At 49.0% G+C, this 12,697-nt stretch carries 12 protein-coding genes; 4 read left to right on the top strand and 8 right to left on the bottom strand.

The features are described from left to right. Positions 1 to 33 precede the first annotated feature (33 nt). From YWE_RS0106230 to aaeR, 4 genes are all read right to left on the bottom strand, one after another. Complete coding sequence (locus YWE_RS0106230) at positions 34 to 513, bottom strand: acyltransferase (protein ID WP_029093744.1); 480 nt, start codon at positions 511 to 513, stop codon at positions 34 to 36. Positions 514 to 675: 162 nt separating this feature from the next. Beyond that, positions 676 to 1,233, bottom strand: a complete 558-nt coding sequence (locus YWE_RS0106225) for a YbhB/YbcL family Raf kinase inhibitor-like protein (RefSeq protein WP_099044033.1) — start codon at positions 1,231 to 1,233, stop codon at positions 676 to 678. Between the two features lie 111 nt (positions 1,234 to 1,344). Continuing rightward, positions 1,345 to 2,157: a helix-turn-helix transcriptional regulator gene (locus YWE_RS28930; RefSeq protein ID WP_029093742.1), complete on the bottom strand. Its 813-nt coding sequence runs from the start codon at positions 2,155 to 2,157 to the stop codon at positions 1,345 to 1,347. A gap of 15 nt (positions 2,158 to 2,172) precedes the next feature. Beyond that, entirely contained in the window at positions 2,173 to 3,114 is a 942-nt protein-coding gene (gene aaeR, locus YWE_RS0106215; RefSeq protein ID WP_029093741.1) for an HTH-type transcriptional activator AaeR, read from the bottom strand. A gap of 408 nt (positions 3,115 to 3,522) precedes the next feature. Here aaeR and aaeX point away from each other — a divergent pair, with 408 nt between their 5' ends. The 4 genes from aaeX (at position 3,523) to proP (ending at position 8,487) form a co-directional block, all read left to right on the top strand. Further along, positions 3,523 to 3,726: a p-hydroxybenzoic acid efflux pump operon protein AaeX gene (gene aaeX, locus YWE_RS0106210; protein ID WP_029093740.1), complete on the top strand. Its 204-nt coding sequence runs from the start codon at positions 3,523 to 3,525 to the stop codon at positions 3,724 to 3,726. A 19-nt stretch (positions 3,727 to 3,745) separates the two neighbouring features. After that, positions 3,746 to 4,666 (top strand): p-hydroxybenzoic acid efflux pump subunit AaeA, encoded by a 921-nt coding sequence (gene aaeA / locus YWE_RS0106205; RefSeq protein ID WP_036015332.1) that lies wholly within the window; start codon positions 3,746 to 3,748, stop codon positions 4,664 to 4,666. 12 nt (positions 4,667 to 4,678) lie between these two features. Then, positions 4,679 to 6,640 (top strand): p-hydroxybenzoic acid efflux pump subunit AaeB, encoded by a 1,962-nt coding sequence (gene aaeB, locus YWE_RS0106200; protein ID WP_029093738.1) that lies wholly within the window; start codon positions 4,679 to 4,681, stop codon positions 6,638 to 6,640. Between the two features lie 344 nt (positions 6,641 to 6,984). Beyond that, positions 6,985 to 8,487 carry a glycine betaine/L-proline transporter ProP gene (gene proP / locus YWE_RS0106190; RefSeq protein ID WP_029093737.1) on the top strand — a complete coding sequence of 501 codons (1,503 nt, stop codon included), beginning with the start codon at positions 6,985 to 6,987 and terminating at the stop codon, positions 8,485 to 8,487. A 98-nt stretch (positions 8,488 to 8,585) separates the two neighbouring features. Here the strand turns inward: proP and ghrB are convergent, their stop codons facing one another. The 4 genes from ghrB to YWE_RS0106170 all read right to left on the bottom strand — a co-directional run bounded on the left by ghrB (position 8,586) and on the right by YWE_RS0106170 (position 12,690). Next, positions 8,586 to 9,563 carry a glyoxylate/hydroxypyruvate reductase GhrB gene (gene ghrB / locus YWE_RS0106185; protein WP_029093736.1) on the bottom strand — a complete coding sequence of 326 codons (978 nt, stop codon included), beginning with the start codon at positions 9,561 to 9,563 and terminating at the stop codon, positions 8,586 to 8,588. 64 nt (positions 9,564 to 9,627) lie between these two features. Continuing rightward, positions 9,628 to 10,884: an MFS transporter gene (locus YWE_RS0106180; RefSeq protein WP_029093735.1), complete on the bottom strand. Its 1,257-nt coding sequence runs from the start codon at positions 10,882 to 10,884 to the stop codon at positions 9,628 to 9,630. A gap of 78 nt (positions 10,885 to 10,962) precedes the next feature. After that, complete coding sequence (locus YWE_RS0106175; protein ID WP_029093734.1) at positions 10,963 to 11,931, bottom strand: sugar kinase; 969 nt, start codon at positions 11,929 to 11,931, stop codon at positions 10,963 to 10,965. A 6-nt stretch (positions 11,932 to 11,937) separates the two neighbouring features. After that, positions 11,938 to 12,690, bottom strand: a complete 753-nt coding sequence (locus YWE_RS0106170) for a sugar phosphate isomerase/epimerase family protein (RefSeq protein ID WP_029093733.1) — start codon at positions 12,688 to 12,690, stop codon at positions 11,938 to 11,940. Positions 12,691 to 12,697: the final 7 nt, after the last annotated feature.

Below are 12,697 nucleotides of genomic sequence, written 5' to 3'. Positions count from 1 at the left end.
CCTTAATTTATAGACTTATTGTAGTAACGCTATTCATTCTACCTCATCGGGCAGCGGGCGTAAAAAACGGGCCGGATTTCCGGCATAAATCCCGGCAGTTGAAATATCTTTAGTGACGACGGAACCGGCACCGATAACCACGTCGTCGCAGATAGTTACGGCAAGAATCGTGGCATTAGAGCCGATTGATACCCGATTTCCGATAGCAATACGGGCCCATGATTCACAACGGGCATCGGGCTTACCGTTTTTAAACATATCATTTGCAAACATCACGCCGTGGCCAATAAAACAATCGTCGCCGATAGTGATGTATTCACACAAAAAACTGTGGGACTGAATTTTAGTTCGTTCACCGATATGAGTATTTTTTTGTATTTCAACAAAAGGGCCGATAAAGACATCATTGCCAATAAAACAGCCGTATAGGTTAACCGGCTGAACAAGGGTAACGTTGTGGCCAAAGCTAACGTTACTGATGCCGGAGTTTTTAACTATGGGCGCGTTACTCATATCAAGGCTCCTGTTTTTTCAAATACTCTGGCATTGAGTTTATCGGGAAAAGCAGAGGCTGACGATAGCCGTCATTAATATTGATGCAGGCAAAAAAACGGCGAACCTAAATAGCATCAAACCCGCAAACAGTACGGGTTTGATGGCGTTAACGCATCGTAATCAGCGCTGATAATAACTGGTGAATGTCGCTTTACCCAACAGGTTACTGTTAATCATATACCCCACCATGGCGGGCGGTGTATTGCTATCTAACGGGAGTTTATCCACGCTAAGGGCGTAAACCGTAAAGATGTAGGGGTGAGCAGCATCGCCTACCGGCGGACAGGCTCCGCCATAAGCGGATAAACCAAAGTCGTTACGGGCTTGGACTGCGCCATGAGGTAAGTTGTGGCCTGCTTCAGTGATGCCCGATGGTAAGCGGGTAACATCAGTCGGAATATTAAACACCATCCAGTGCCACCAGCCGCTGCCGGTCGGTGCCGCCGGATCGTATACCGAGACGGCAAAGCTTTTCGTTCCCACCGGTGGATTTTGCCAGTTTAGCTCCGGTGAGAGGTTGCCTCCTTGGCAGCCGAAACCAGAGAATACCTGCTCTGCGGGCATCGTCTGGTTCGCTTTTATTTGTGGGCTAGTCATTGTGAAGTTATGGCTATTGGCGTGAGCAGCGCTACAAAAAACCGAAGCCAGTAGCAGTGCTGTAGTCGTTATTTTTGTCATCAGGCACATCCATATTCAAATTGAATCAGAGGTGACTATCATCCGCCGGTTAAGCCTATGCTTTCGCGCCCGAACCGGTCAGATGATATCCCGATTCGGTTATTGTGAGGCTTACAGGGTTTTTCTTAATGCTGCGGGTGTTAAACCAAACTGTTGTTTAAAACGAGATGTGAATTTAGACGGCGAGCTATAGCCGGTATCCAGAGCAATTTGCTGAATATTGTGACTACTGGCCATCAGTAAATGTGCCGCATGGCTCATGCGTAGCTGATGTAGTAGCTGGGTAAACGATGTATTTTCACTTTGTAGTTTTCGCCTGAAGGTCGATTCACTCATATTCAGCCTGCCGGCTAATTCTTTACTCTGCCAGTCACGGGCCAAGTCTGCATTAATCAGGGCGCTAACCGTACCGGCCAGGCTTGCTTTCGGATTAATAAACAGCGCGGCGCCAACGCCGTCATACATCATAGTAAGTAGAATTTGCTGCCATACCAATTCAACTCGGGCCCGATCCAGCGAGGTGGGGTCATTCAATTCAGTCAGGCTAATAAACTCTTCAAGCTGTCGGTGCAGGGTTTGGGATAAGTCAAAAACCGGAGGGCTGCTGTTATTGTGAGAAATATGCTGAGAAATCAAATCACCATAGCGTTGCCGGAATCGGTCCATCCAGGCGGTTGGTGGCACAATGCAGTGGGCAAAATATCGCCCCTGATGTACCGGAATATTTTCTATGCCGAACTGGTAAGGGGCCGGTAAAACGATGCATTGCTCTGTATGGCACGTATAGTGACTGTCTTCTGTCGTTACGCGTTTTTGCCCGCTGCGTACCCAGGCCAGAAGCGGAGATGTCACCGAGAGCTGGCGTAATACCTGAGGCCGTTTTGCCTGATAAATAAAATGAATGTTACTGATAATCTCATGCATAGCGAATTACGCCTGTTAACTTTGCCGTTCCCGGGATTTAGCTTGCTGACGATAGCTTTGGTACATCTGCGTTACTTGAATAAAGTAATCAGTAAGGTAGTTAATGCATACCTGTACTTTCAGCGGTAGCTTATCTTTCTCGGTATATAGCGCATAGACCGGGCGCGGATCCGAGTGATAACGGGGAAACAAAATTTCTACTTCACCGGAATTAATATCATCAATTACCCACATTAACGGAACGTAGGCAATACCGGCTCCGGCTTTTAACCAGCGAATCATGGTTTGAGCATCATTAGTCATAAAACGCCCCTGAGGCGTTATTCGCGTCGTCACGCCTTCCGGAGCAATCAGCTCAAATTCACTGTCCGGTCGAACGCTGTATTCCAGCCACGAAAAGTTCACCATATCACCGGGTTTTTCGGGGGTACCGTAGGTAGTGAGGTAGCTGCGGGCGGCGCATACGACCATGGGCATAGATCCCAGGCGTTTAGAAAACAGGCTGGAATCCTGAAGTGCACCAACGCGAATAACCACGTCCAAACCGTCGGAGATGAGGTCCGGAGCAGGGACGCCGGCGACTAAATCGACTTTCAGCCCCGGATATTCACGCAGCATCTCTGCAGTCATATTCGCCAGTACGTTCTGAGACATGGTAGTTGAACAACCAATGCGCAGGGTACCCGTCGGGGTGTTATTGAAAGCATCGAGCTGTTCATGCACGTCTTTGGCTTCAGCCAGCATGCGGCGGCAACCCTGATAATAGATCTTACCGGCCTCGGTCAGGGCTATGCTGCGGGTGCTACGATTAAGCAGCTTAACGTTGAGCTCATTTTCCAGTTTAGAAATTGTCTGGCTAACGGATGAAACGCTGGTTTCTAACTGGCGGGCCGCGCGGGTAAAAGAGCCGAATTCTGCTACTTTAGCAAATACCGCCATGCGGTTAAGTCGTTCCATTCTTTATTCTGCCTGAATTGGTGATATGCAATAAAAGGGGAAACGCCCTCTGTACGGCAAAAGGATTGACTAATAATAGCTGAAAAAAAGGGGGGATTGTTAAGTTAAAGTGAAAAGTGATTTAGCTCACAGATTCTATGCAGAGCGATTATTCTTAGCTAGTATACAACGCTACAACTGACAGGCTTCAGTCCTGTTGACGTGGTTCCCGACTATGACTTTCCGGCCAAGGCGAGTGGTCGTTACTCTTATTCCGATCGATCTCATTTTTGTTGTATATGAGTGCCTGCCTGTGACGTCACGGGAATGAGAGTTTGTGCAGTAAATATTGGTGCAGTAAATATAGAACCGGACTAATTAACTCAGTGAAACCGGCGTTTAATATCATTGTAATCGTAAGGGTAAATCATGGAGTTGCTACCGGTGATGGTCATTTTTGGCCTGTCGTTTCCACCGATTTTTTTCGAACTACTATTAGCTTTAGCGCTATTTTTTTTATGCAGGCGGTTATTACAGCCGACTGGAATATATGACTTTGTCTGGCATCCGGCGCTATTTAATACGGCCCTCTATTGCTGTCTGTTCTATTTGATTACCCGTTTATTTATTTGAGGCCACCGTGAATCAATTAATGATAAAAACAAGCCGAATTGCCATTACGGTGATTCTTGTCGTGCTGGCCGCGATTGCCGTATTTAAAACTTGGGCGTTCTATACCGAATCGCCCTGGACCAGAGATGCCAAATTTACCGCCGACGTAGTGGCGATTTCTCCGGACGTCAGTGGCCTGTTATCAGAAGTGCCGATCGTTGATAACCAGTTGGTTAAAAAAGGCCAGGTTCTGATGGTTATCGATCGGCAGCGGTATGAACAGGCGCTTAACCAAGCGGAGGCCGATGTAGAATATTTCAAAACGCTGGCCGCTGAAAAACAGCGCGAAGCAGGTCGTCGCGTGCGTCTTGGCGTTCAGGCTATGTCGCAGGAAGAGATCGACCAGTCAAATAATTCACTGGCGACGGTTCGTCACCAGTTAGCTAAAGCCACCGCTGCACGGGATTTAGCGCGATTAGATTTGGAAAGAACCGTGGTACTCGCGCCAGCCGACGGTTGGGTGACTAACCTGAATGTTCATGCCGGTGAGTTTATTAATCGGGGTCAAACCACGGTAGCATTGGTGAAGAAAGGTTCGTTTTATATTTTGGCCTATATGGAAGAGACCAAGCTCAATACCATTAAGCAAGGCGATAGGGTCGAAATTACGCCGTTGGGCAGCAATCGAATTTTGACCGGAACGGTCGACAGCATTTCAGCCGGTATTCATAACAGTAGTTCTGTTGCCGATAGTAAAGGTCTGGCAACGGTTGATTCTAATCTTGAGTGGGTACGCCTTGCCCAACGGGTGCCGGTGAAAATTTTGCTGGCGCCCGCTGAGCAGGAACACCCGTACCCGGCAGGGACCACGGCGACCGTTGTCGTAACCAAGAAGGCCGAGGCCGATAACCAGTCTTCACCGGTGATGATGCTGATGCACCGCCTGCGCGAGTTTGGTTAAGCGAAGCCGATGATGAACAGTAGCGTATTCTTACGCCTGCGCTTCCCGTGTAAGCTGACTTTCGCCATTGTGCTGGCGCTGTTTTTAGGCTTTCATCTGCAGCTACAAACGCCGAGGTGGTCAGTATTGACTGCCGCTATTGTGGTTGCCGGCCCGGCATTTGCCGCCGGTGGTGAACCATTTTCCGGTGCCATTCGCCACCGTGGCTGGCTGCGGATTATCGGAACGTTTATCGGATCTATTGCCGGCCTGATCATTATGGTGCTATTCATCAGGGCTCCGGTAGTGATGTTGCTGGTCGGCTGCGCCTGGGCCGGAATTTGTACCTGGCTTTCTTCATTAGTGCGGATTGAGAATTCCTATGCGCTTGGGCTGGCGGGGTATACCGCATTAATTATTGTGATTACCAGCGGGGCAAGCCATTCAACGCTAGGCCCCCAGTTTGCCGTAGAGCGCTGTAGCGAAATTGTATTGGGAATTGTTTGTGCGGTACTGGCTGATATCTTGTTTTCTCCTCGCTCAATTAAAAACGATATTGACCGAACGGTAAGCCAGCTAATGGTCGATCAGTTCCGCTTACTGCAACTGTGTGTTAGTGGCAAAGACAAAGAGGCGGTGGATACCGCGTGGAATAACTTAGTTAAAGCCACCAACGGGTTGAACGGAATGCGCGGTAATCTGATGCTGGAGTCATCCCGCTGGATTCGCTGTAATCGACGTTTGACTGCGCTGAATACCGTTTCGCTGACTCTGATAACCCATGCCTGTGAAACGTTCTTTATTACTAAAGAGAGTCCCGATCGGCTCCCTGCCCAAATACGGACGCTGATTGGCCAACCGGTAGAAACAATAGCTGATGTGCATAGCCGTATAAAACAGCTACGTTATCTGGTGGGCGGCGGCCTGAGTAGTGATATTCCAGTCACTCTCAGCGGCTGGATTGGCACCGCAACCCGTTACCTGCTATTGGCAAAGGGGGTTCACACTAACAGCAGCATTAGCCGCGTTGAAGACGCTATTCTGGCAAGCGAATACGTTGTGAAGCCGTCATCGGCGGAAGGTCATCACGCGATGATTAATGGCTTACGAACTTGGGTGGCAACATCGGTGGGCTGCCTGTTCTGGCTGTGGACCGGCTGGGAGTCCGGCAGCGGTTTTATGGTTATGATTGCCGTTGTTACCGCATTGGCGATGCGGACACCTAACCCGCGCATGGCATCAATTGATTTTCTGCTCGGGACCATTATTGCCTTACCGGTTGGTGGACTGTTTTATATGCTCATCATGCCTTCGACTCAGCAAAGCATGCTTTTACTGTGTATCAGTTTAGGATTGCTGTCGTTTATTATCGGGCTACAGGTACAGAAGCGTCGTTTAGGATCGCTGGGTACGCTGGCTTCAACCATTAATATTATTGTGTTGAGCAACCCGATGTCATTTCCGGTAAGTATTTTTATTGATAATGCCGTCAGCCAGATTATTGGCTGCTTTGTGTCGATGATTGTTCTGTTCTTAATTCGCGACCATGCGAAGGCCCGAACCGGACGTACGCTGCTCAACCGCTTTGTGTTCAGCGCGGTGTCTTCTCTGACCACTAATCAGAGCCGTCGTAATGAAAATCACCTTCCTGCGCTGTACCAGCAGCTGTTTCAGTTACTGAATATGTTCCCTAACGATATTGCCAAGTATCGATTAGCCTTAACGTTGATTATTGCTCAACAGCGATTGCGCAATGCGCCTATTCCTGTCAATCAGGAACTGTCAGATTTTCATAAGCGGATTCGGGCAACGGCAGATAAAGTCTGTTCGACTAACAGCGATGTGAAAAGAAGCGAATATTTTATGCGCTTGCTGGAAGAGTTGAATATTTATCAGCAGAAACTGGTGGATTATCAGGCACCGGAGATTGTCACCGTACCGGTCAGACGGCTGGCTGAGATGCTGGAGAAATATCGGCACGCATTGATTGATTAGCCCCTTTATTCCCTTATTTCTTACTGGTGAGCTTGGGTAGGTTCTCCGGCTAATCAGTCGTTTTTTCTTGTCTGATAATTTTTGATTTATCAGCCTTTTCGACTATATAAATGGCAATTTTATAGATGAGTATATGACCAATCTGATAGCTAATTGGTGGTACCTATCGCTTTAATTAATGAAAAAAAACCTAGCATCCTAATTTTATCGACTAAAATAATTGTTGTCAGGGTGTTTTTGTTGTTATCCATCATGTTGATATCCCTAGGTATCTACAACGTTAGATTTATTTTAAACGGTGAATCAGGACCCAAGAGTAATAGTAAAAGTAAGGATTTAACTCAATGAAATTTATAAGAAAACGCGCTACGCCACTACAAATTAATGATATTACAATCATTGATGATGCCAAGCTAAAGAAGGCCATAACGGCAGCGGCACTGGGTAACGCAATGGAGTGGTTTGATTTTGGCGTCTATGGCTTCGTCGCCTATGCTTTAGGGCAAGTATTTTTTCCGGGGGCATCACCGGGTATTCAGATGATCGCCGCACTGGCGACGTTTTCAGTTCCCTTTATTGTCCGGCCACTGGGTGGTCTGTTTTTTGGCGCTATGGGTGATAAATTTGGCCGCCAGAAAGTACTTTCCATCACTATCATCATTATGGCCGTGAGTACCTTTTGTATTGGTTTAATCCCCTCGTATGCGTCTATCGGCATTTGGGCGCCAATTCTATTGTTGCTGGCAAAACTTGCGCAGGGTTTTTCCGTTGGCGGAGAGTATTCAGGTGCAGCCATATTTGTAGCTGAATACTCTCCGGACAGAAAGCGTGGCTTCATGGGAAGCTGGCTTGATTTCGGATCGATTGCCGGGTTTGTGATGGGTGCTGGCGTAGTGGTATTTATTTCGAGCATGGTCGGTGAGCAGGATTTCCTCGACTGGGGATGGCGAATTCCGTTCTTCCTTGCGGCACCGCTAGGTTTAATCGGCCTGTATTTACGTCATGCGCTGGAAGAGACACCTGCATTCCAACAGCACGTAGATAAAATGGAAGCCGACGATCGTAATGCCATTCAAAACCCACCGAAGATGTCATTCAGAGAGATAGCATCGACCCAATGGAAGAGCCTGCTGGTATGTGTTGGGCTGGTTATCGCAACCAACGTCACCTATTACATGCTGCTGACATATATGCCGAGCTATTTATCCCATAATCTTCATTATTCGGAGGATCACGGGGTATTGATTATAATTGCGGTCATGATCGGCATGCTGTTTGTTCAGCCGGTGATGGGCTTAATGAGTGACCGTCTGGGCCGTAGGCCTTTTGTTATAGGCGGAAGTATCGGTCTGTTAGTGCTGGCGATCCCTTGTTTTAAGCTGATTAACAGCGATGTGATTGGTTTGATCTTTGTTGGTTTGTTAATACTGGCAGTGTTACTTAATGCATTTACCGGCGTAATGGCCTCGACGCTGCCGGCGATGTTCCCAACCCATATCCGTTACAGTGCATTGGCTATTTCGTTTAATATTTCGGTTCTGGTTGCGGGTGCAACACCGACGCTGGCCGCGTGGCTGGTTGAAGCAACCAACAATTTGTATATGCCTGCTTATTATCTGATGGTGGTATCAGTGATTGGCTTGGTTACCGGCCTGTTTATGAAAGAGACGGCTAATATGCCGCTGAAAGGCGCTACTCCGGCGGCATCTGACCGTTCTGAGGCTAAAGAACTGTTGCAGGAACAGTACGATAATATTGAACAAAGAGTGGAAGATATTGATAGTCAGATAAAAGAGCTGGAGAAGAAAAGACAGCGGCTTATCGATCAACATCCAAAGCTGGATTAATCCTTAGTTTGTAGTAATAAAAAAGCACTGGCGTTGGTCCGGTGCTTTTTTTTTCAGTCGTTATTAACCAAGGAATGGTGGCTTTAAATCACCCGCGACTATTTTGCTAAAACCTGCGCATTCACGCAGTTAACTTCCACTGTACCGGTTAGTGCGGTAATCAGGTTATCTACCGCACAGGCCGACATATTGTAGCGGGTCTCGTGAGTGGCCGAACCGATATGAGGAAGGGCGACAACGTTGGGCAAGCGAAACAGCTCAGAGTCTGGGGCCAGCGGCTCTTTTTCATAAACGTCCAGCCCGGCACCATGAATTGTACCGGCCTTAAGTGCTTCAATCAGTGCCGCTTCATCAATCACCGGGCCACGGCCGGTGTTAATCAAAATGGCATTGGGTTTCATTTTCTTCAGTTGATCTTTTCCAATCAAATGGTGAGTCTGAGGGGTTAACGGCAGGCTAATACATAAGAAATCCGACTCGGACAGCAGGGTATCTAAATCGCAGAAGCGGGCGTTGAACCGCGATTCTACTGCAGGATTAGCCTGACGATCGTTATACAGCACCGGCATATTAAATCCGAGGTTAGCGCGTTGAGCTAATGCCAGCCCGATACGGCCCATGCCGAGAATACCTATCGTTTTGTGGTGTACGTCGAGGCCGAACAGATCGCTGCCAACGCTGCCTTTCCACTGCCCGGATTTAGCCCAGTTAGCCACTTCAACCACTCTACGAGCAGTGGACAGAATCAAAGCCATAACGGTATCCGCCACGGTTTCGGTGAGTACCGTTGGCGTATGCATCATAACGATACCTCGCTCAGTCATGGCATTAACGTCGAAGTTATCGTAGCCAACGGAGATGGTTGAGACGGCCCGTAGTTTAGGTGCCAGATCCAAAACGGCTTTGTCTATTTGACCGCCGGAACCTATTAACCCTTCTGCATGCTCAAGCGCCTGTAGAAAGGCCGGCCGGTTTTCGGCCGTCAGGCGATTAAACTGGGTAACGGTAAAATGTTGTTCCAGCCGGGCCAGCAGGTCGTCGGGTAAAATTTTGTACAGGATAACAGAGGGCTTCATGGCATTTCTCACTAATGGATTTTAGATAATAAAGCGCCATACCAAAGGTACGGCGCTAATTGAATCAGGCGGTTTGTTCCTGTGCCGGTTTAACGATCAGCGTAAGGCCGACCGATGCCAGTAGAGCCAAAGCCATAAACATATATGAGGCCGACGGGCTACCGGTTGCGCCGTTTAGGTAACCGACAAACCACGAACCAAAGAATGATCCCAGCGCACCCATGCTGTTAATCAATGCCATGGCCCCGCCTGCCACATTACGCGGTAGCATTTCAGGAATAATGGCGAAGAACGGGCCGTAAGGGGCATACATCGCCGCACCGGCAATCACCAGTAAGATATAAGAGAGCCAAAAGTTGCTGCTGCCTAGTAGGTAAGAGCCGAAGAAGGCCAGAGCCCCGATCAGTAACAGTGGCCAGACGAACAGCTTACGGTTTTGCATCTTATCCGATGCCCACGAGACGACAATCATGGCTATGGTCGCAACCAGATAAGGCACTGCGGACAGCCAACCGGCTTCGATCATGCCCATCTCTGAGCCGTTACGTAGAATCGACGGTAGCCACAGGACGAAGCCATACACGCCAATACTCCAGGCAAAGTACTGCATGCATAAAATAATGACGTTGCGAGATTTAAAGGCTTCGCGGTAGTTACGTACCGCTTTAATGCCTTCCTGTTCTTTAGCTAGCTGCTGCTGTAGCGCGCTTTTTTCGTCATCGCTGAGCCATTTAGCCTGTGAGGGTTTGTCCTGAACCAGCATCCACCAGCAGAATGCCCAGATAACGGCAGGAATACCCTCGATGATAAACATTTCGCGCCAGCCATAGGCATGGACCAGATAGCCTGAGACGATAGACATCCACAGTACGGTGACCGGATTACCCAGTATCAGGAAGGTATTGGCCCGCGAGCGTTCTGACTTCGTAAACCAGTTACTGATATAAATCAGCATCGCCGGCATTACCGCAGCCTCTACTACGCCGAGGGCAAAGCGGATGCCGATCAGCATCGGGATATTGCTCACCATTCCGGTCAGGGTTGCGCACATGCCCCATAGAATCAGGCACCAGAAGATCAATCGCTTAACGCTGCGGCGCTCGGCGTAAATAGCTCCGGGGATCTGAAAGAAAAAATAGCCGAGAAAGAACAGTGCACCTAACAGAGATGCCATGCCTCTGGTGATACCGAGGTCTTCATTAAGTCCGGCCGCGGCGGCAAAGCTAAAGTTTGCCCGATCGAGATAAGCCAGACTGTAAGTGATAAACACAATCGGCATTATGTACCACCAGCGTTTGGCTGAGAGTTTAGTTATGCTCATCGATACATCCTTTTTATTATTCGTTAACCGTATCGGATTTGTAGGTTACAGAGATAGCGTCGATACGGCACAGTATTGTTATTGTTCGCCAAGTGCTGCACGGGTTGGTAAACCCTCGCTGTCACCGATGGCCTGAATCGCTAATGAACCTATTTTATTACCGCGGGCAACGGCCTGCGGCAGAGACTTACCTTCAAGCAGCGCACTGATAACACCAACGGCGAATCCGTCACCGGCGCCGACGGTATCAACGACATTTTCGACTCTGATAGCAGGAACCACCGCCTGAGTACCATCGGCCGATTTAAACCATGCTCCGTCGGCCCCGGTTTTAATCACCACGGCTTTTACACCCTGATTAAGATAGAAATCGGCAATGCCTTGCGGCGTTTGTTGTCCGGTCAGAATCTGGCCCTCTTTTAAACCCGGTAATACCCAGTCAGCCATAAATGCTAACGCGTTGAGCTGCTTAACCATTTCTTGCTGACTTGGCCACAATACCGGGCGTAAATTGGGATCAAAGGAGATGGTTTTCCCCATAGAACGCATTTCCTGAGCCGCATGGCGACTGAGTTCCAGTGAGCTGGCGGAAATCGCTGCCGCAACGCCGCTGAGGTGTAGGTGGCGCGCAGAGCCAAAGTAGTCGCGGTTAAAATCGTCTACCGACAGGTGGCTGGCTGCCGAGCCCTTTCTGAAATAGTCCACAATGGGATCGGTTCCATTTTCGGCTTTAGATTTGAGCTGAAAAGCCGTCGGGTAGCGTGAGTCAGTGGTAACCTGACGGGCATCGACCCCCTCTTTTTTGAGCTGTTGCAGGGTGAAGCGACCAAAAGCATCGTTGCCAATACGGCTGACCCAGCCAACGTTTAACCCTAAGCGGGCTAATCCAATGGAGACATTCAGTTCGGCTCCGGCGATACGTTTAGTAAAGGTTTCCACTTCCGCCAGATCGCCGCTTTCGGTCGCCACGAACATCGCCATGGCTTCACCGAGCGTAACCACATCCAGCGGTTGAGTATTGCGTACAGAAGATACAGGTGTTGGCATGGGGAATTAATCCTTTTTAACGATATTGACGTAATGACGGGTGACTGCGGTCAGATCGTTCCCTTCAAGCGGAAACTCGATACCGCGCGGCGTATTAGACGGTAACTGTGCCAGTAAGGCCTGCCATAGGTTATCGGCATCGTCTAACGCAATTGCCCGCCAGCCTTTTTGGGTGGCTATGGCCGCTTTAACGTGGATATAGCCCACGTATTGGCTCAACTGTTGTACTGCGGTTAACGGTGACTCATCGACCCAGTGCCAGTTGGCCATATCAAAGGTCATTTCAAGCGGAAGCTGTTGATCGGTGACATCTTGAAAGAAGGCGCTGAGCGCCGGCAGAATACCGCAATCAGCGGTCTGATCGTTCTCGACAACCAACCTGATGCTTTGGCGACTCAACCGTTCTTTTAGTTCGGACAAACGGGTTCCGGGCTGATAGTGGCCGAGAGAGAATTTAATCAACCGGGCATTAAGCTGTGCGGCTTCAGAGAAATAGTGCTGCAGGTTGGAGGTTAGTTCTCCGGCCGGGTTAAATAGCGGTTCCGGTACCGAGTAGAAAGCAACCAGATTATGGTCGCGAATTGCCTGGCCCAGAGCGGGTAGATTCTGTAGCTCTGGCTCACTAAACAGTTCGCGGCGGATCTCAACGCCGTCGGCTCCGGCTTGGGCTATGACGGGTAGTAGAGCTTGCTGTCCGCCGAGTTCAACGACTTTTTCACGGCCGTAGGCTGCGGTGACCACAATGACTTCTCTGCTCATATCTATT

This window comes from Budvicia aquatica DSM 5075 = ATCC 35567 (assembly GCF_000427805.1).
Taxonomy (GTDB): domain Bacteria; phylum Pseudomonadota; class Gammaproteobacteria; order Enterobacterales; family Enterobacteriaceae; genus Budvicia; species Budvicia aquatica.
The sequence above is the reverse complement of the archived record's forward strand: the minus strand, read 5'-3'. Positions and strand labels throughout refer to the sequence as shown.